Source organism: uncultured Desulfosarcina sp. (genome assembly GCF_963664155.2).
Lineage (GTDB): Bacteria > Desulfobacterota > Desulfobacteria > Desulfobacterales > Desulfosarcinaceae > Desulfosarcina.
In genome coordinates this window covers 1220298-1240032 of the sequence record NZ_CAXXXH010000001.1, presented here as the reverse complement: position 1 = coordinate 1240032, position 19735 = coordinate 1220298, and the positions used below count along the sequence as shown (strand labels likewise).

Annotated in this window: 15 protein-coding genes; 9 read left to right on the top strand and 6 right to left on the bottom strand. The window is 56.4% G+C overall.

From position 1 onward, the window contains the following. Positions 1 to 182: 182 nt before the first annotated feature. Both ACHZBS_RS05490 and ACHZBS_RS05485 read left to right on the top strand, forming a co-directional pair. Positions 183 to 1318 (top strand): IS3 family transposase gene (locus tag ACHZBS_RS05490; RefSeq protein ID WP_319405970.1). Its coding sequence is split into 2 segments (ribosomal slippage): positions 183 to 462 and positions 462 to 1318, totalling 1137 coding nucleotides; the frame shifts between segments, so codons are not numbered across the junction. 337 nt (positions 1319 to 1655) lie between these two features. After that, positions 1656 to 2369, top strand: a complete 714-nt coding sequence (locus ACHZBS_RS05485) for a hypothetical protein (protein WP_319405519.1) — start codon at positions 1656 to 1658, stop codon at positions 2367 to 2369. A 332-nt stretch (positions 2370 to 2701) separates the two neighbouring features. Here ACHZBS_RS05485 and ACHZBS_RS05480 read toward each other — a convergent pair whose 3' ends face one another. Then, the gene (locus ACHZBS_RS05480; protein ID WP_319405518.1) at positions 2702 to 4084 is read right to left on the bottom strand and encodes a transposase; all 1383 of its coding nucleotides are present in this window, start codon (positions 4082 to 4084) and stop codon (positions 2702 to 2704) included. Between the two features lie 442 nt (positions 4085 to 4526). Between ACHZBS_RS05480 and ACHZBS_RS05475 the strand changes: the two genes are divergently transcribed. The 5 genes from ACHZBS_RS05475 (at position 4527) to ACHZBS_RS05455 (ending at position 9093) form a co-directional block, all read left to right on the top strand. Continuing rightward, positions 4527 to 4943 (top strand): secondary thiamine-phosphate synthase enzyme YjbQ, encoded by a 417-nt coding sequence (locus ACHZBS_RS05475; RefSeq protein WP_319405517.1) that lies wholly within the window; start codon positions 4527 to 4529, stop codon positions 4941 to 4943. Between the two features lie 139 nt (positions 4944 to 5082). Continuing rightward, positions 5083 to 5385, top strand: coding sequence for a hypothetical protein (locus tag ACHZBS_RS05470; RefSeq protein WP_319405516.1), 303 nt, complete (start codon positions 5083 to 5085; stop codon positions 5383 to 5385). Between the two features lie 52 nt (positions 5386 to 5437). Then, entirely contained in the window at positions 5438 to 6337 is a 900-nt protein-coding gene (locus ACHZBS_RS05465; protein ID WP_319405515.1) for a haloalkane dehalogenase, read from the top strand. 102 nt (positions 6338 to 6439) lie between these two features. Continuing rightward, on the top strand, positions 6440 to 7051 hold the full coding sequence (locus tag ACHZBS_RS05460; protein WP_319405514.1) for a hypothetical protein: 612 nt from the start codon (positions 6440 to 6442) through the stop codon (positions 7049 to 7051). Between the two features lie 383 nt (positions 7052 to 7434). Next, on the top strand, positions 7435 to 9093 hold the full coding sequence (locus ACHZBS_RS05455) for a protein adenylyltransferase SelO family protein (protein ID WP_319405513.1): 1659 nt from the start codon (positions 7435 to 7437) through the stop codon (positions 9091 to 9093). Positions 9094 to 9113: 20 nt separating this feature from the next. Here ACHZBS_RS05455 and ACHZBS_RS05450 read toward each other — a convergent pair whose 3' ends face one another. The 5 genes from ACHZBS_RS05450 to ACHZBS_RS05430 all read right to left on the bottom strand — a co-directional run bounded on the left by ACHZBS_RS05450 (position 9114) and on the right by ACHZBS_RS05430 (position 14435). Beyond that, a complete protein-coding gene (locus ACHZBS_RS05450) occupies positions 9114 to 10253 on the bottom strand; it encodes a serine hydrolase (RefSeq protein ID WP_319405512.1) in 1140 nt (379 codons plus the stop codon). A 128-nt stretch (positions 10254 to 10381) separates the two neighbouring features. Continuing rightward, complete coding sequence (locus ACHZBS_RS05445; RefSeq protein ID WP_319405511.1) at positions 10382 to 11548, bottom strand: extracellular solute-binding protein; 1167 nt, start codon at positions 11546 to 11548, stop codon at positions 10382 to 10384. A gap of 4 nt (positions 11549 to 11552) precedes the next feature. Further along, on the bottom strand, positions 11553 to 12374 hold the full coding sequence (locus ACHZBS_RS05440; RefSeq protein WP_319405510.1) for an ABC transporter permease: 822 nt from the start codon (positions 12372 to 12374) through the stop codon (positions 11553 to 11555). Continuing rightward, positions 12371 to 13300, bottom strand: a complete 930-nt coding sequence (locus ACHZBS_RS05435; RefSeq protein WP_319405509.1) for an ABC transporter permease — start codon at positions 13298 to 13300, stop codon at positions 12371 to 12373. The genes ACHZBS_RS05440 and ACHZBS_RS05435 overlap by 4 nt, the downstream gene beginning before the upstream one ends. 1 nt (position 13301) lies before the next feature. Continuing rightward, positions 13302 to 14435 (bottom strand): ABC transporter ATP-binding protein, encoded by a 1134-nt coding sequence (locus ACHZBS_RS05430; RefSeq protein WP_319405508.1) that lies wholly within the window; start codon positions 14433 to 14435, stop codon positions 13302 to 13304. Between the two features lie 470 nt (positions 14436 to 14905). On the opposite strand from ACHZBS_RS05430, the gene ACHZBS_RS05425 reads away from it, so the two are divergent. Further along, complete coding sequence (locus ACHZBS_RS05425) at positions 14906 to 16162, top strand: DNA repair exonuclease (RefSeq protein WP_319405507.1); 1257 nt, start codon at positions 14906 to 14908, stop codon at positions 16160 to 16162. After that, positions 16159 to 19683 carry an AAA family ATPase gene (locus ACHZBS_RS05420; RefSeq protein ID WP_319405506.1) on the top strand — a complete coding sequence of 1175 codons (3525 nt, stop codon included), beginning with the start codon at positions 16159 to 16161 and terminating at the stop codon, positions 19681 to 19683. Before ACHZBS_RS05425 ends, ACHZBS_RS05420 begins: the two co-directional genes overlap by 4 nt. Positions 19684 to 19735 lie beyond the last annotated feature (52 nt).

The following is a 19735-nucleotide window of genomic DNA, read 5'->3' as shown; positions in this document are numbered from 1 at the left end:
GGAACGCTTGGCTGTCAATCGCCTAATGAAGTATTCGTTTAAGCGAAAATACATAAGGAGGCACAATCCAAGAGTATGCATTTATGATTTGAATTCGCGATTCGAGTCAATCGGCGGTGGACCCCAAAAACTGGACAATGTGCTAAGCTATGAGTCAGACCAAAAATGAGGAGGATCTGACGATGGGTAACAAGCGCAAATCACACAGTCCACAGTTCAAAGCCAAGGTCGCTCTGGCTGCCATTCAGAACGAAGAAACCGCAGCACAGTTGGCCAGTCGATTTGGTGTTCACCCCACCATGATTTCCACCTGGAAGCGGCAGATGCTCGACGGTGCAGCCGATATCTTCGATAAAAGCCACCGATCCAGAAAACAGGCCGATGCCCAAACCGCCGAACTGTACCGCCAGATCGGTCAACTCAAGGTGGAAAACGATTTTTTAGCACGCAAGCTCAGCAGCTGAATCGCAAACAGCGTAAATCCATGATCGATCCGTTGGATCGGCAGCTGAGCGTTTCCCGGCAGTGTGAACTAATCGATCTTAGCCGGTCATCCTATTACTACCAACCCATACCCATAAGCCAAGAAGAGCTGGAACTGATGCGCAAGATCGACGAACTGTATCTTACCAATCCATCCTCGGGCAGCCGAACGATCAGCCGCCAGCTGGATCGTCAGGGCATAACAGCCAATCGCAAACGGGTTCAGCGGCTGATGCGATTAATGGGTATCGAGGCGGTGTATCCCAAACCGCGGACCAGCCGCCCCCATCCCCAGCATAAGGTATATCCTTATCTGCTAAGGGGTATGACCATCAGTCGCACCAATCAGGTTTGGGCCAGCGACATCACTTTCATCCCCATGGCCAGTGGGTACATGTATCTGGTGGCGATCATGGACTGGCACAGCCGCAAGGTGCTCGCCTGGCGGATATCCAACACCCTGGACAGCGCCTTTTGTATCGATGCCCTTAAAGAGGCGTTGAGCCGCTATGAGCCACCGGAAATCTTCAATACCGACCAAGGGGCTCAATTTACCAGCAACGCGTTCACCAAGGTTCTCATCGATAACAAGGTCGCCATCAGTATGGATGGTCGGGGTCGTTGCCAGGACAATATATTCGTCGAGCGGCTGTGGTGGACCCTCAAACACCAATACATTTACTTGCACGCATTCGACACCGGTAAGGCGCTGCGGCAGGGTCTGGGCCGGTGGCTCGATTATTACAATCACGAACGGGGCCATTCGGCCCTTGACGACAGAACCCCGGATGAGGTTTATTACGGTCTGCCCCATCCTTTCGCCGAGGCTGCCTGATGCCTTTTTATCTTTTAAAAAGCTCTCGGCTCATAGCTTATTCTACCCCTCAGGCTGTCCAGCCGATGGGGTCCACCTCCATCTACGTCCGAATGCTTTTGAAAATTCCGATTTGTTGTATTTATGCTAATAATGTGGCATTTTCCCCTTGACCATAACAACCAATTTATTCTATTTGAAATAAAGCTCATATATAAATTCCCCTCCTCCTTTCTCACCGAAGCGATATTAGCGGAAATTTGCACCTGAAAACTCGATAACTGCCAGACCATGTTGATTATGTTCTAATTTATGGGAACTGATCTATAAATATAATTATTCAATGGAGGTTTTCGGTATGACAAAGAAGATTAAGTGTTTATCGATCACTTTATTTTCAATTTTTATTTTCTATCCAATTTCTACCCATGGAGGGATGATTAAAGATGTTTATGATATCCTGAACGATATTCAAAAACAACTTACCCAGAGGTATGATAACAAGGTGGATGAATACAGCAGAAATCTGGAAAATTGGGTCAGGTTTTCACCGGTATCGAAATCGATAAAACCAATGGAAATCCTTTTAAGACCTTTAGATCGTCTAAACTTGGAAGATGGATGGGCAAGCGGTGTTAAAAATCCTGGTGTCTATTATGATTTAGTATATGTCACAGGTCCTGGCGGGTATGAAATATTGAGGGCTGAAAATGGTGTTTCTTGGTATTTAAAAGGTCTCGCGAATTTTGAATCCATTTTATATAGAGAAATTCGAGATGCTCCCTATTTTTCACAAATACACAATAAGACAGGTTATCCGGATCTGTTCTATAGCCACATGAGCAATGCGCCACCAGTAGGCACCGTATATTTTGTTAAAACCAGGGAAAACAATGTCACAAAGATTCAGATTTTAGGATACATCAATGAATATTATGGAAGTCAAGTTATTGCACGAAACATGAAATTAAAAATAGAGACATTTCCGATTGTGTCAGATCCCCCCAAACCCAAACCTCCAATAGAACTAAGTAATTATATTTTAGAAAAAATTAATAGACTACTTAATTAAACCAATTACTCAATCACATCCAGAAATAGAGAATAACTTGGCAGTAGATATCTGCCACAGGTTTTGGCACCCAGAGAATCGTTGTGATTTTTCACTGGGATACTGTTATTGTCCATCAAGTTAATGTCATTGATTGCATTATCTCGGTCATGCAAAAGCAAAAAACTTCCTTTATGGTTGCAATCATACGTCTTTATTAAATCTGGATTTGTCGAGATATTTTCGAGAATCATTGATGCCCGTATACCTGAAAATCAGATATAAAACCCAAAGACAAATTTTTAAAGTCAACCCTAATATTTAGTGGGCACCCTTTTTGCCTGAAAAGTTTACTAAAGTTTCGCAGTTACTAATCGAGCCTTATTGATGATCAAATCTTCAATAATATCGATAAAATGAAACATTAGATCCGGCTCAATCCGGTACGAAAGTACATCACTTGACTTTGCAATCAGCTCTTTGACATGGGTCCAGATCATGCGACTGAACATCCAGATGGACTGGTCATCCGAAATCTGGCGGAATAATGGGCCAACCGACGTGTTGAACCGGCGTTTCATCTGGATATATACCAGGATCAGATACCGGATCATCACCAGGCTCTGGCACGCCACCAGGGCATCGAATGTATTGCTCTGCTCTTTTCCCATGTAGAGCATTTGCTTCGCATCTTTGAAATAAACCTCGATCGCCCAGCGCCTGGCGTAGTAGTCCAGTATCCGGGACGGTTCCCGTTCGATATCGGTGCAGAGCAGGGCCTGCCATTGTTTGCGGCCATCGGAAACGAAGAGCACCCGGACGTGGCCGGTCTTCTTCAAGGTGACATCAACACACACCCCTTTAACGGTGCGATCCTTGATCCAGACCGTGTTCTTTTTGGCGAACTGTTGCCACAACTGCTTGAGGGTATAGTCCTTTCCCTGGTATCCGTACTTGACGCGACCGCGTTTTAGCCGGCAGATGACCCCGTAGCCGATATCCACGATCCGCCGGATGATGTCGTCATGGGAGAACCAACTGTCGAACAAGACGAAACTGGCATCGATCCCTGATTTCCAGGCGTTGTCGATCATCTTTACCAGAACATCGGTCTTTTTGCTCAGCGCCTCTTTACGCCGCTTCCAGCCGCTGGTGCGCTTGTCGATATCACGCATATGGGTATTGGGCCGATGGCTGGAGGTATGAAAGGCGCCATCCAACGGGAAAAAGTTCAACCCGTTGTGAAAGCCCAATTGCAGGTACTGGTTCCCAAGGATGGAGCGGTTGACCTTGTGGTCGAAATGGTAGCTGACCAGTTCAATCTCCTTACCTGTCTTGGGGCAGATCGAATCATCAGCGATCAATGTTTTCTCGCCTAACGGGACATCATCATTCGTGGCGATCACCTTGAGCGCTAACAGATAAACCAGTTTGCGCCAATTGAATGTCTCATTGTTCAAGAACCGGTAGAACGTATCCTTATGGGCCTGGACGTAATTCTGCAGGTATCTGCAGTTCCAGAATCCTGTCAGGCTTCTTTTTAGGAACGGTATCAGGATAAAAGCAAACAGCAGCGTGAGTGTTTCGCGTCCTCGCTTTTTGATGATATTGCTGCTGCGGACCATTGAGTTGAACCTGAGAGCAGTAAAGGCCTGGTTCAGCTCGTGGTCATCGATAATACGCTCCGTACCAAATTGTTTTTGCAAGGAGAGGGAAAATGTATTAGGAATGGACATAGCGGTTCTTTCTTTAGTGATATTAGGTGTTTGGCGATGTCTAATATACTAAACAGAGAGCCGCTTTTCAATTAAATTCCTAATATTTACAAAACATTACTCTCTCCGATTGCTGGAAAATTAACTGCGAAACTTCAGTAGTTTATATATTCTTGATCTATACAAGGCAGAATCAGTAACAGCGCTTCGTGATATCTCCGACTACAAACAAACCGCTGCTTCTGAAAGGTATGTGCCGTCTATGTTGATCCAAACGATAATAATGCCATTTCCGGATTGCATTCTTGGAAATCATTGACTCTGACATTCGTCAATTCCCCGGTTTGCTCTCAATATACATAGGTTTTACGTTTTCATCAGCCATCTATTGAATGGATTGGCTTTTCCCTTAAAATATTTGTATCGTGTTTTTCTTTGCCACTGCGAATACAGGGAGTCACCCATGAAGAGCTATAGAAAAGAACTCTGGTTCGAAGTCCCCACCCGACGGGCATTCATCAACATCACCGGTGACGTGCAGCGGTGCATCGACGAGAGCGGCGTCCAGGAGGGTCTCGTGCTTGTCAACGCCATGCACATCACCGCATCCGTCTTTATCAACGACGATGAATCCGGCCTGCACCATGACTATGAGGTCTGGCTGGAAAAGCTTGCTCCCCATGCGCCGGTTTCCCAGTACCGGCACAACGTGGGCGAAGACAATGCCGACGCCCACATGAAACGCCAGATCATGGGCAGGGAAGTCGTGGTGGCCATCACCGGCGGCCGCCTGGATTTCGGGACCTGGGAACGGATTTTTTACGGTGAGTTTGACGGGCGGCGCAAAAAGCGGGTGCTGGTTAAAATTATCGGGGAGTAACCGCGCTCATCGTTTCGGGCCTTTGTGTTTAAAACCATTCAGGCCAGCACTACCAACCTGCCGAATCTTTCCGACCCCCAGATGTTTTTTCAATTTCCGGCATTATGGTATAGCTGACGATTATCGCCGGAGGTGCTCGATGAAAGACGGGTTTGTTTTCCACTGGCCCGTGCTGTTGGTTTTTCTGGCCGCCCTTATTTATTTTGAGGTGATGCGCCGGCTGGACAGATACTGGGCCAACCGGACCCCCCTGTCGGATGAGGAGCGCCTGTGGAATCATGCCCGCAACCAGGGCATCAGCGAGCATGAGGTATTCAAGCGGGCGGCGGCCACCTGGACGCGCAACCCGGAAATTGCCGATGAGGATTTCAAGGCCTATCTCAAATTGGGAGTTCTACCCCACTATGTTCGCGACTATTTGCGCAAGCTGAAGACCCTGTAGTCGATCCGCCCACACGCAATCGTTCCCAACCGCCCGAAAGAGGAGATCCGCGATGATTGAATCATTGAGAACACCGGACGAACGCTTTGCGGGGCTGCCCGATTTTCCGTTTCCCCCCACGTACCTGGACAACCTCAACGGCTTCGAGGGCCTTCGGTTGCACTACCTGGATGAGGGGCCCGAAGCCGCCGGGGACACTTTTTTGTGTCTGCACGGCGAGCCGACCTGGAGCTATCTTTTCCGCCGCATGATTCCGGTTTTCACCCGGGCCGGCGGTCGTGTCGTCGCCCCCGACTTTTTCGGCTTCGGTCGGTCGGACAAGCCGGTTGACCCATCCGCCTACCATTTCGATTTTCACCGCAATACCCTGCTGGCCGTCATCGAGCGACTGGACCTGACCAACATCACCCTGGTCTGCCAAGACTGGGGCGGTATTATCGGACTGACCCTGCCCATGGCGATGCCCGAGCGATTTTCCCGCCTGGTGGTCATGAACACCACCCTCGGGTCCGGGGATTATCAGTTATCCAAAGGATTCCTGGCGTGGCGGGAATGGGTCAGAAAGAATCCCGATTTTTTACCGGGGCGGCTCCTGCAACGGACCTGCTCCCAGCTTTCTGAGGCCGAATGCAGCGCCTACGATGCACCGTTTCCCGACGGTCGCTATAAGGCCGGTATTCGGCGGTTTCCGGAAATGGTGCCCAATCATCCCGATGCACCCGGCGCCCGGCTGTCCCGCGATGCCAGGCGCTGGCTTGGCGATTCATGGCGGGGCCGGTCGTTCATGGCCATCGGCAAGCAGGATCCGGTGCTGGGCTCCCCGGTGATGCGTGCCCTGAAAAACGATATCCGTGACTGCCCCGATCCCATTGAAATCGCCGAGGCGGGGCACTTTGTCCCCGAGTGGGGGGAAACCGTCGCGAAAAAAGCCCTGGCGGCATTCAGCCGTTGAGAAATGGGGGAAAATAGACTAAAACGATGCCATCCATCATCGGAAACGGATCGAAACCTTCAGTGGCCGCGGCCGGCAACCCTTATTTTTTGGTGTGCTTCCATGAAATCCATTTTTTGCCTGATCGTTTGCTTTTTCTTCCAGGCCGGCGGCGCTGCGATTCATCCGGCCCTGGCAGCAGACCCGCTGATCAGCCTGACGGCCAAAAACGAACCCCTGGGCGAGGTGCTTGAAACCATCACCCGGGATACCGGCTACCGATTCAATCTCAACCGAAAATGGAAGGACCATCCGGTCAGCGCCACCATCGGCAATCTGCCGCTGGAACAGGGGCTCAAGCGCCTGCTGCGCAGCCTGAACTACTCGATTGTCTGGGAGTCGGACCGGGTTCTCACCATCATGGTTTTCGGGAAAGCCGACCCCAGGGGGTCGGGTTCCGACATTTCGTTTGCATCGCCGTCCCAGACCGACGAGGAAGCCGCCGAACCGCCCGCCGAAACCGAATCGCCACCGGCAGACGAGCCGGAACCGGCCGACGCCGGCGTGGAAAGCGCAGATGCCGAAGTTGCGGCGGAAGATCCAGGCAATCGTGAACCGGCCGCCGATGCATCAACACCGGAGACGGGCAACCCGGACGAACCGTCCGCCGAACCGGCGGCCGGGAATCCGCCCGCAACCGGCACCCCCTCAGTCGCTGCCGGGACCGATAAATAGCCGGGCGTTTCACCTACTCCCTTTCCTGTTTTCCCCCGACGATCTTTCCTTATCCCCGTCCTTTTGTTTGCATTCCACGGTATGGCATCAGCGCGGTTCAGTGCTTACACTGAACCAATGATAACGGCGTCGTAAAAAGTGGAAATACTCTCTTTATTGTCATCCCCGCGTAGGCGGGGATCTATTGTTATCAAATACTTATAGATAGCGCTAAAGCTTCACTGCGTGTGCCCGCCGACGCGGGAATGACACTTTTTACGATTCCATCAAAGATACCGAATCAGAAAATAAAACACCGGCCATCGGTGAAGACTGATCAGCCGCCATCATCGAGCAATCTGATGGCGGTGGGCGGTCGGCCGATGGGCGAAAGGACGATACGAATGAACCTGCTTGAATCCACCGATTTCATTGCCCCCAGTCAGACATCCGCGAAACCGCAGGAGACCCTGAACGCATTGTGCTTCGATAACCGCTTCGTCCGTGAGCTGCCTGCCGATCCTGACATTCAGAACCGGCGGCGCCAGGTATCGGGGGCGTGCTATTCCCTGGTCAAACCCACTGCTGTGGCGGCGCCCCAGCGGGTTGCCTATTCACGGGAGGTGGCCGATCTGCTGGGTCTTTCGACGCAAACCTGCGAATCCGATGCGTTTACCCAGGTGTTCACCGGCAACCGGCTGCTGCCGGGCATGCAGACCTTTGCCATGTGCTACGGCGGTCATCAGTTCGGCAACTGGGCCGGGCAGCTGGGCGACGGACGGGCCATCAATCTGGGCGAGATCGTGAATGGCCATTCCCGGCGCTGGATGCTGCAGTTGAAAGGGGCCGGCCCTACCCCCTATTCGCGAACGGCCGACGGCCTGGCCGTGCTGCGCTCGTCGGTGCGCGAATTTTTGTGCAGCGAGGCCATGGCTCACCTGGGCGTGCCTACCACCCGCGCGCTGAGCCTGACCCTGACCGGTGAGGAGGTGGAGCGGGACATGTTCTACGACGGCCATCCCAAACTGGAACCGGGTGCCGTGGTCTGCCGCGTCGCGCCGTCGTTTACGCGTTTCGGCAGCTTCCAGATCTTCGCCGCCCGGGGGGAGATGCATGTATTGAAGCAGCTGGCGGACTATACGCTCCGCACCGATTTCCCCCACCTGGGCGAACCGTCGCCGGACGTTTACCTGCAGTGGTTCGAGGAGGTGTGCCGCCGCACCGCCGACATGATTGTCCACTGGATGCGGGTGGGATTCGTCCACGGCGTGATGAACACGGACAACATGTCCATTCTCGGCCTGACCCTCGACTACGGCCCCTACGGCTGGCTGGAAAATTACGATCCCGACTGGACACCCAACACGACCGATGCCGCCGGGCGGCGCTACCGTTTCGGCCACCAGCCGGCCATCGCCCACTGGAACCTCGCCCAGCTGGCCAACGCCATCTATCCGCTGATTGGGCAGGTCGAACGCCTGCAGGCGGTGCTGGATCGATACGCCGACACTTACCGGGACGCCTGGCAGCAGATGATGGCCCGCAAGCTGGGATTGAACGCATTCGAGCCGGCGACGGACGAGGCGTTGATCACCGAGCTGCTTGCCATTTTACGCCTGGCCGAAACCGACATGACGATCTTCTTCCGGCGTCTCGCCCGGCTGAACGCGGATGACCTGTCCCCGGCAGCAGTCGGTGATGAAGCGCTTATGCGCCCGCTCATGGATGCCTATTACGTTCCCGAACAGGTGACGCCCGCCGTGCGCCGCCGGACCGGCGACTGGCTTCGACGCTATCTGAAACGGGCCGGCCGGGACAACATCGCCCCCAAGACCCGGCGCCGGCGCATGAACGCGGTCAACCCCAAATACGTACTGCGCAACTACATGGCCCAACTGGCCATCGACAAGGCCGAACAGGGCGACTTCACCTTGATTCACGACCTGCTTGACCTGCTTCGTCGTCCCTACGACGAACAGCCGGAAAAAGAGGGCTTTGCCGCCAAACGGCCGGACTGGGCCCGCCGCCGGCCAGGCTGTTCGATGCTGTCGTGCAGCTCCTGAAGCGGTGACGACCCCGTCATTTATTGAACGGCTTCGGCGATAGCCTCGAAAGCACGCATCAGCGTAAAGTCGATATCCTCATTTTCCGGGTCTTCCTGGGCGGAAACCTTGGCGATGACCACCTCTCTTTGGGGGTCGACCCACAGCCACTGGCCATGAATGCCGATCGCACAGAAGGCTCCCGACGGACTGCCGGTCTGGTACCATTGGCTGCGGTAGCGTCCGGCGGGAAGCAACTGATAAAAATTGCCTTTCCGCCAGGGCCCGCTGTCTCCGCCGCACCGGATATCCTGCACCCACCAATCCGGCAGGAATCCTTTACCCCCCAGACGCATCATCTCGCCGAAGCGGGCCAGATCACGGGGAAGCGCACAAATTCCACCGGCCGAGCGCGGCGATCCGATCATATCGACGGTCACATAGGCCCCGGCTTCAGCCCCCAGCGGCTTCCAGATCAGGTCGGAAAACAGGCCGGCAAAATCCCGGCCTGATGCCCGTTCCACCAACCAGCCAAGCAGATCGGAATTCGGCGAAAGGTAGTGAAAAACCTCTCCATGGGGTTCCGTTGCCCGGGACAGGGATGCCAGAAAAGCATGCAGGGTGCCGGGATCTTCTCCCGGTTCGACCGGGTTCCAGAGCATGGCGCGTCGGTAGCGGGCGAATTCGCCCGATTTGTCGAGGTAGGCTTCGGAAAATGACGTGCTGACCGTCATGTCGAGCACATGGCGTACCGTGCAGTCTCCATAAGCGGAACCGGACACCTCCGGGATATACTTGACCACGGGGCTCTCCGGGTCGATTCGGCCTTGGTCGACCAGGATTCCGGTCAATGCCCCGGTCAGGGACTTGCTGACCGAGAACAAAATATGCGGGCGTGTGCCGTCATACCCATGGAAATACCGCTCCGCGACGATTCGCCCCCCCCGCAGCACCACCAGCCCCCGGGTGGCGGTGGCGTCGAGTACCTCGGTCAATCGCCGCTCCCGCCCGTGTTGATCGTCGAAAACGATCGTGTCTATGGATTGCGGGTCGGTTGAAAGCTCCCAGACCCGCCCCGAACGGTTGATGGGGGAAACCGGGATGATGCGATCCACATGATGAAAGGCGTGCGTGCTGTACGGCGCCGTTCGCCAGTTGGCAAGGGTGACCTTCGTTTCCATGTCTTCCTCTCGCAACGCGTCAGCAATCGATTGAAAATAAAAACAAGAGGACCCGGTAAACAGATCCTCTTGTTTTTAAAACAACCCCGCTATCGGCATCTTAGCGGGAAAAAAAAGGTTCCGGAGGGCTACTTGGTCAACTCCGTCCAGATAGCGGTGTAGTACTCGGTGGCCTCTTTGGAACAGGCGGGGAAAAACATGCCGGCAGCCTTGAATTCTTCCGGGATAACGATCGCCGACGCGGTTTTCATCTCATCCGGCATGAACGCTTCCGAACCGCTGATGCCGTTGGCATAACGGGTAAAGATGGAATTCAGCGCCGCATTTTCCGGCGCCATGATAAAGTTCAGGAACTTTTTGGCATTCTCGACGTTTTTCGCGTCTTTGAGCACCAGCGCATTATCCATCCAGATTTCATAGCCTTCACGCGGGTAGCCGAATTTGATTGACGATTTAGCCAGCCCGGCCCGGTAGACGGCGCCATTCCAGTAGAGCGCCGCAGAAAAGTCGCCGCGCGGCATTTTTTCGGTCAGGCCATAGTCCATGGACACCCACTTCGGTTTGGCGGCCATCAGGAGATCGCGGGCTTTTTTCAGGGCCACTTTATCGGTGGTGCAGGGCTCGCTGCCGATGTACTTCAATGCCATTCCCAGCACATCGCCCATTTCCGGCGACATGTTGATCTTGCCCGCCAGCTCTTTGGGCGGGTCAAAAACGATGGAAGAGGTGTTGATGTCGCCTTTATAGACATCGGTGTCCACCGCGATGCCGACCGTTCCCCACAGCCACGGGACGCTGTAGCGGCGGCCCGGGTCAAACGGGGAGTTGCGCCATTCGGGGGCGACATGCGTGAAGTTTTCCATCTGATCCGGGCGAACCTCGAGCGCCAGGCCTTCTTCGATAAATACCTTTACATAATTGGCCGACGGCACGACGATATCGAAGCCGTGTCCGCCGGCTTTGACCTTGGCCAGTGCGGTCGTGTTCGAATCATAGTCGGTTATCGTGACCTTGACGTCGTAGGTTGACTCGAATTTCTTGATCAGGTCGGGACTGGTATAATTCCCCCAGTTAAAAAGATTTAATTGACCTGCTGCCAGCGCATTCGTCGCGAAGATCAGTCCGAACGCTGCAACGGCGGCAACAACCTTATTGATTTTCATGGTGACAACTCCCTTCGTTATGGGTTTAAATTCCGCTCCTCGACGCCAGATCGGCAACGTCGCCGGATAGAGGAGGCCCGGCAAAGAACATGCTTTTCCGCCTCTTCCACCACTGTCTTGACCAATGCGCAAAAACCTATTTCCGAGACCTCCTTTCGACGAAAAAGAGTAGACAGACCACGGATATCGAAAGACCCAGCAACACGGTTGAGATGGCATTGATTTCAGGCGTAACCACCCGGCGGAGTTGACCCAGCATATAGGTCGGCAGGGTTTCCTGCCCGGATGATTTAATGAATTCGGTGATCACCACGTCATCCAGCGAGATGACAAATGCCAGCATGGCCCCGGCGATGATCCCCGGGAAAAGCAGGGGCAGCGTTACCCGCCAGAACGTTTTCCACGGCGTGGCGTAAAGATCGGCCGCCGCCGTTTCCAGGTTCAGATCCATTCCCTCCAGGCGTGCCCGGATAGGCAGGTAGGCGAACGGAATGCAAAAGGCCGTATGGGCAATGACGAGGTAGAACATCCCCTGAATGCCGGTCAGCGATTTGATCATCGCAAAGAGGATCAGAAGCGCCACGGCGGTGACGATTTCCGGCACCATCAGCGGCTGGTTGATCATGGCGTAGATCGCCATCAACCCCCGAAAAGGACGGGTGCGGGTTGTACCCAGCGCCGCCATCGTCGCCAGCACGGTCGAATAGATTCCGGCCTGTATCGCCAGAAAGAGTGAGCGAATCGTCGCGTCCTGGACGGCTTCGTTCTTCCAGGCCGCCGCATACCACTGCAGGGAAAACCCTTCCCAGGGGGAGATGTATTTGCCGGCGTTAAACGAATAGATCACCAGCGTAATAATCGGCGCATAAAGCATCACAAAACACAGGCCGGCGATCAAGCCGAACCCGGGCTGCCGTTTCAGGGAAAAGGGCGTGCGTTTCTTGATAAAAGCGATCATCGCATGCTCCCCGAATGACGCTGGGTCGTGCGCACATACATCAACAGGGCGGCCATGACAAGGGCCAGCAGGGTGACGGAAAGCGCGGCACCCAGCGGCCAGTTGCGCCCGGCGCCAAACTGCAGTTCGATCAGGTTGCCAAGCATCATCTTTTTGCCCCCGCCAAGCACCCGCGGGGTTACAAATGCGCCGAGCGACGGGATGAAAACCAGAATAGACCCGGCAATGATCCCCGGCTTGACCAGAGGAATGATAATCCGGTGCAGCACTTTATGGCGGGTGGCATAAAGATCGTAAGCCGCCTCAACCAGGCTGAAGTTCAGGCGCTCCATGGATGCGTACAGGGGCAATACCATCAGCGGCAGGTAAACATAAGTCATGCCGACCATGATAGCGAAATCGGTATAAAGCATCTGGATCGGTTTATCGATAATCCCGAGCATCTGCAGACCGATATTGATGAGTCCCTCGTTGCGGATTACTTCGAGGATGGCAAAGGTGCGGATCAGCAGGTTTGTCCAGAACGGAACCGTAATCAAGAACAACCAGAGGCTGCGATTTCTCCGGGGCCGGGTGGCGATGAAATAGGCAGTTGGAAAGCCGACGGCGAGCGTGATCAGGGTAGTCGTAAACGACAGCCGGACCGATCGCCAGAGGATCGTCATATGGGCGTCGGCGAAAGTGGTCGTTCCATCGAAAATATCCCGAAAGAAAACCACATTGAACCACGCATCCGTTGAAAATTTCCAGACCACGCCGCCATATTCGCCGGCGCTCAGAAACGAATAGACCAGTACGATCAAGAGCGGCCCGGACGATGCGGCGGCCAGAACCACCAGCGCCGGCGCACTTAACAGCCAGTTCTTTCGGGTTCGGCTTCTTTGCATGTCGCTGACCGGATTGGACGCGGCCGTCGTATTTCTCACATCAGGACCTCAGTACTTGGACGGCTTCAGGCTTGAAGACGACGCTGACCGATTGCCCATCCTCAAAGGCTTCGGCTTCCTGACACTGGTTCTGGCTTCGGGTCACGAAGGTCGTCTCATCCGGCAAACGGATGTGGTATTGGGTATCCGTGCCTAAATAAACGATGTTTTCGAGTACGCCCTGCAGATCGCCCACGTCGCCTGAACCTGCAACCAATTCGGCGTATTCAGGCCGAACCACGGCGGTTACGATGCCGCGAGGCACCCTGTCGTCTGGCAGCGCGGAAATGACTTCCCTCCCGGAAGAAAGCTTCAGCCGGGCGCGCCGACCCGTTACGGAGAGGACTTCGGCCGAAAGAAAGTTGGATCTGCCGATAAAACTGGCCACAAATCGGTCGGCGGGTTGATTGTATATCTGGCGGGGGGAGCCGATCTGCAGGATGCGGCCGGCGTTCATGACGGCAATGCGGTCGGACATGGTCAACGCTTCTTCCTGATCGTGAGTCACAAAAATAAAGGTGATCCCCGTTTCGTTCTGCAGCTGCTTCAACTCAATCTGCATCTCCTTGCGAAGCTTGTAGTCGAGGGCCGAAAGGGGTTCGTCGAGCAGCAGTACCTGGGGGCGGGGAGCCAGGGCCCGGGCCAGCGCCACGCGCTGCTGCTGCCCGCCGGAAAGCTGGTCGGTGCGACGGTTGCGAAGCTCCTCCATCTTAACCAGTGCCAGCATGTCGCCGACCGTCTTTTTAATATCATCTTTCGGCCTCCCCAGCATCTCGAGCCCGAAGGAGATATTTTTGGCGACGGTCATGTGTGGGAACAATGCATAATCCTGAAACACGGTGTTCACCGAACGCTGATTGGGCGGCAGGTGGGAGATGTCCCGACCCCGGAGCAAAATCGCGCCCGCGGTGGGTTGGTCAAACCCGGCAATCAGACGCAACAGGGTCGTCTTGCCGCAACCCGAAGGCCCCAATAAGGTAAAAAACTCATTTTCTTCAATGGTGAGAGAAACATCATCGAGAGCCAGAACCTTATTTTTGCCTTCACCAAAGGCTTTGGTTACGCGCTCGGCGCAAATGGCGGCGGGCAAGGGCGTTTCAGCGTTTTCTTGTCCTGTTCCCTGCTTTTCAACCATGCAGACCCCTGTTGTTGTAGTCGGCCGTTATTTAAACAACTTATTATTTAGACGCGTTAAACAATTCTCTACGGAATGATGATCGTAGCGCGGAGGTTGAGGTACAAGGGGATAAAGATGCGGGTTCCCTTTTCACGGTTATGAGCATAACGGAGTGGCATTTTTGTGTCAATCCCCTTTTTTGCTGCCGTTCAAGAGGCTTTCGGGGAGAAGGTTGCAATCAAAATCGACTCCACAGGGCTTCCGGTTTCCTAACCCCGGCCTTTTTTAAGGCATCCGCCCCCCGCGGTCCGGCGGCAGTCCTATCCCATTGACATCGGCTCCGGGCTTCACTAAAACCCATACCTGATATAATTCTCTTTTCCAATCAACCGCAGGAGAAAAGATCCGATCTTGAACAGAAAGCCGACCCTCATCGAGGCCGCCGTACGCTTGATTGCCGGTTGCCGCCATGGCCGGATGGCCGGGCCATGATCAAATTCATCCACAGCGCCGACGTCCACCTGGACAGCCCGCTGCACCGGCTCGAGGCTTACGACGGGGCACCCGTCGAGGAAATTCGCCAGGCATCGAGACGGGCGTTCGAGAACCTGGTGGATCTGGCCGTCGATGAAGCCGTGGATTTCGTGCTGATCGCCGGCGACCTGTTCGATGGCGATTGGAAAGACTACAACACCGGCCTTTACTTCATCAGCCAGGTCCGGCGGCTCGGCGAGGCGGGGATTCAGGTGTTGATCATCTCGGGCAACCACGACGCTGCCGGCAGGATGACGCGAACCCTGCCGTATCCCGACACCGTGCATGTCTTTTCATCCAGAAGACCGGAAACAAAAATCCTTGACGATCTGAAAGCGGCGGTTCACGGGCAAAGCTTTTCGAAGGCTGCCATTACGGACAACCTCGCCCTCGACTATCCCGATCCGGTTCCCGGGCATTTCAACATCGGCCTGTTGCACACCAGCCTCACCGGCAGGGAAGGGCACGAGAACTACGCGCCGTGCTCGCTCGACGACCTGATCAACAAAGGCTACGACTACTGGGCCCTGGGGCACGTCCACCAGTTCGAGCAGGTGGCCGATGATCCGCCGGTCGTGTTTCCCGGGTGCGTCCAGGGCCGCCACATCCGGGAGCCCGGCGCCAAGGGGTGTGTGCTGGTGACCGCGGAAGAGGGGGCGCCCCCCGAGATTACCCGCCACGACCTTGACGTGATCCGCTGGGAACGGGTGCATGTCGGTCTGGGCGGCGTGACCCGCGCCGATGAGATCCTTGAACGGTTTCTGGCGGTCTTCGAAGCGGTCATCGATCGGCATGACCCCAAACCGGTGATTGCCCGGGTGGAATTTGGCGGTGAGACCGACGTTCACGACCAGATCGCGGCCGACCCCGAACACCTCAAGCACGCGGTCCGGTCAACGGCGATTGCCCATTTTGGCGACCGGGCCTGGATTGAAAAGGTAATCGTCAGAACCCGGCCCAGGGCTAGGTCGGTGGCCGACCCGGGACCGTTGCGCGAGTTGAGCGCGCTGGTGGACGACCTGATGGCCAATGACCCGGAATTACTGGAACTGGGCAAAGCGTTGTCGACCCTTTTTCAAAAACTGCCGCCGGATTACCGCCAGGGGGACGCCAGGCTCCAGCCGGACGATCCGGAGCAGTTGCGCGAACTGGTGGCGCAGGCCCATGCGCTGCTGGTGAACCGCATGAAAAAGGAGGCCGCCGCGTCGTGAAGATCAGGAGCATCCGGCTGGCCGCCTATGGCCCCTTTACCGACGTGACCATTGATCTGCCCGACACCGGTGCGGATTTTCACATGCTGTTCGGGCCCAATGAAGCGGGTAAAAGCTCGGCCTTGAAAGCCATCCGGCACATGCTTTTCGGCATCCCGTCACGGGAACCGGTTAATTTTCTCCACGGCTACCCCAGCCTGCGTGTCGGGGCCAGGCTGGTGAACGGCAACGGCGACGCAATCGACTTCCTTCGCCGCAAGGGGCTGGCCAAAACCCTGCGCGGCCATGACGATGAAACCGTGCTGGATGACGACGCGCTGGCTCCCTTTCTGGGCGGTGTCGGCGCCGAGGTGTTCGAGCAGATGTTTGCCATCGGCCACGAGGACCTGATCCGCGGCGGGGAAGAGATTATCTCCGGCAAAGGCAGCGTCGGCGAGGCCCTGTTCGCAGCCGGCGCGGGCCTGATCCGCATTCAAAACGTCCAGAAGGATCTTGAGCAGGCATGCGGCCTGCTGTTCAAGCCCAGCGGGTCGACGCCTTCGATCAACCAGTCGATTAAAGCGATAAAAACCGCCCGCCAGGAGCAGAAGGATGCCCTCTTGCTGCCCAAGACGTGGAAGGACCTCGATCTGGAGCTCCGAAATGCTCAAAATCGGATGGAGGAGGTAAAAACAACGCTCGCGGCACACAAACAACGGCTGGCCAGGCTCGAACGCGTCCAGCAGGCGCTGCCGCTGATCGCCCGGAAAAAGGAAATCGACACCGACCTTGTGGCTTATCAGGGGGTACCGGATCTTGCGGATGATTTCGGAGACCAGCGCCGCGACGCGGAAAAAGATCTGAAAATGGCCGGCAGGGATGTGGCGCGTTCGCGGGACGCCATCGAGAAAATCGGCAGTGAAATAAACGCCCTGCCGGTTCACCGGGCGCTGCTTGAAAATGCCGCCACGATCGAATCGCTGCAGCAGGAGTTGGGCGGCTTTCGCAAAGCCCAGAAAGACCGGCCCGGACTCGAAGGGCGCATGCGGACGCTGCAGAAGCAGGCCGCTGACAGGCTTGAGGAAATCAGCGCGGACATCTCCGGTGAAGCGGCCAGGGCATTGCAACTGCCCCCGTCGACCGTGGGTGAGATCCAGGAACTCGCCAACGCTTACGAACGGTTGGCCGCCAGGCAGGAATCGGCTGCCGAGCAGCAGCGCAAACGCAATATCCGATTCAGCCAGCTGACCGATCAGCGCCGGGCGATGCCGGCGCCCGTGGATGTGTCACCCCTTGAAAATGCCCTGCAACCCGCGGTATCGGCCGGACCCATCGAAAAACAGCTGGGCGAGATGCGGTCCGCCAGCGATGCGCTTGAAGGCGACCTGAAGCGGTTGCTGAAACGACAGACGTTCTGGCGTGGTGCGTTGGCGGATATCGACGAACTGCCGCTGCCATCCAGGGAGACCATCGATCGGTTCGACGCCCGCTTGGATGCGTTGCAGCGCGCGCTTGAAAAACAGCGCGAGGCCAGGGTTGCAACGCAAGGCGAGATTGCTGCGATCCGGGCCGATATTCAGGCCATCGATTCGGCCAGGGAGGTGCCCACCGAGACGGACCTGAAAACCATCCGAGCCCTGCGGGACAAAGGGTGGGGGGTGATTCGCCAGACGCTGGAAGGCCAGACGCCGCCGGCTGAAGCATCCCGGGAATTATTAGGCCATTTTGAGGATGCTTCAGGCCTGCCCGATGCCTTCCAAAAGAGCATGGTCCGGGCGGATCACATCTCGGACCGTCTCAGGCGTGAAGCCGACCAGGTCAGTCGGAAGGGGTTGCTGGAAGCCCAAAAAGAGAAGCTGGAAAAAACGCTTGCCGATGTCGATGCAGCGCTTGAAGCGTCCCTGACGCAGCACGCTGATCTGGAGATCGCGTGGCAACAGGCGTGGGAACCGGCCGGCGTGACCCCGCAAACGCCGAGGGAGATGCGGGGCTGGCTTGCCGGGATCGAATCGCTGCGGGACAAACTGGCCGATTGGCGATCCGGAAAGGGCCGGGCGGAAGCGCTGGCCGCCCAACTGGCGGTCCTCAAATCGGACCTGATGACCGCGCTCGAGGCCGCCGGGGTTCCCCGGGAGCCAACCCCCCCGCTTTCCGGGCTGATCAGGACGGCCCAGGCCCACATTAACGCCCAAAGGGACCTCGAATCCAGGATCGCCGCCGCCGACCAGGAATTGATCCGCCTCGAGGCGGACCTGGAAGAGGGCAATGCCACTGGGGCGGACCTGGCGGATGCCCTTTCCCGGTGGAAAACGAGCTGGGAAGCCAGCGTCAAAAAAATCGGCATCCGTGCCGACGCCACGCCGACGGCGGCGCTGGCTGTCATCGAGAGCGTCCGGGAGGTCCGGAGCAAGCTCGGTGAAGTCGACGTGCTGCGCAAGCGCATCGACGGCATCGACCGGGATTCCGCCGGATTCATGTCCCGGGTGGATGCGCTGGTCGACGCCCTCGCACCGGATCTCAAGGCCGAATCCAGGGACCGGGCGGCCGAATTGCTCAACGGCCGGTTGACCCATGCCCGTAAAGATGAGTCCCGGCACGTCGGCCTGGTCGAAAGGCTGGAAGCATCACGGAAAGAACTGGAAGATGCGGAGCGGCGCCATTTTGAATGCCGGGCGCTGATCGAATCTCTGTGCCAGGCGGCCCATTGCGCCGATGCCGGGCTGCTGGCCGAGACGGAAAAACGGGCCCGGGAACGCCAGGCGCTGGTCAGAGCGCTTGACGACATCCAGCAGCAATTGCGCCGGTTGAGCGCCGGGGCAACGGTTGACGCATTTATTGGTGAAGCCTCATCCCTGGATGCCGACGGCATCGCGCCTGAACTTCAGGAGCTGGGTGAGGCCACGCAGGCCCTGGAAACGGAGCGTTCGGCGCTCGACCAGCAAATCGGCGCGCTGAAAGCCCGGCTCGAACAGATGGACGGCAGCTCCGCGGCCGCCACGTACGCCGAGAAGGCCGAGCGCCTGCTGGCCGGCCTTGAGTCGGACGTTGAGAAATATGCCCGGTTGAAAATTGCCTCGATCATTCTTTCCCGAACCGTCGAGCAGTACCGCGAGAAGCACCAGGGGCCTCTGATCTCCCGGGCCAGCGAGCTGTTCTGCCAGATGACCCTCGGCGCCTTCAGCCGGCTGCGGGCCGATTACGACGACAAGGGCCACCCCGTCCTGGTTGGCATCCGGCCGCAAGGCGACGCCCAGGTCACGGTCGACGGCATGAGCGACGGCACCGCCGACCAGCTCTACCTGGCCCTGCGCCTGGCCAGCCTTGAGCAGTACCTGGAGCACAACGAGCCGCTGCCCTTCGTGGTCGACGACATCCTTTTGCGCTTCGATGACGAGCGGTCCCTGGCCACGCTGAAGGTGTTGGGTGAACTGTCCCGAAAAACCCAGGTGATCTTTTTTACGCACCACCGCCACCTGGTGGAATTGGTCGAAGACCGTGCGTCGGGTCTGGCCATCGCGCAACACACGCTGGGTTCCGCTTAATCCGCAAGCGGCACGGGAAGACGAAAAACTATATGAGCTGCTGACTCTCGTC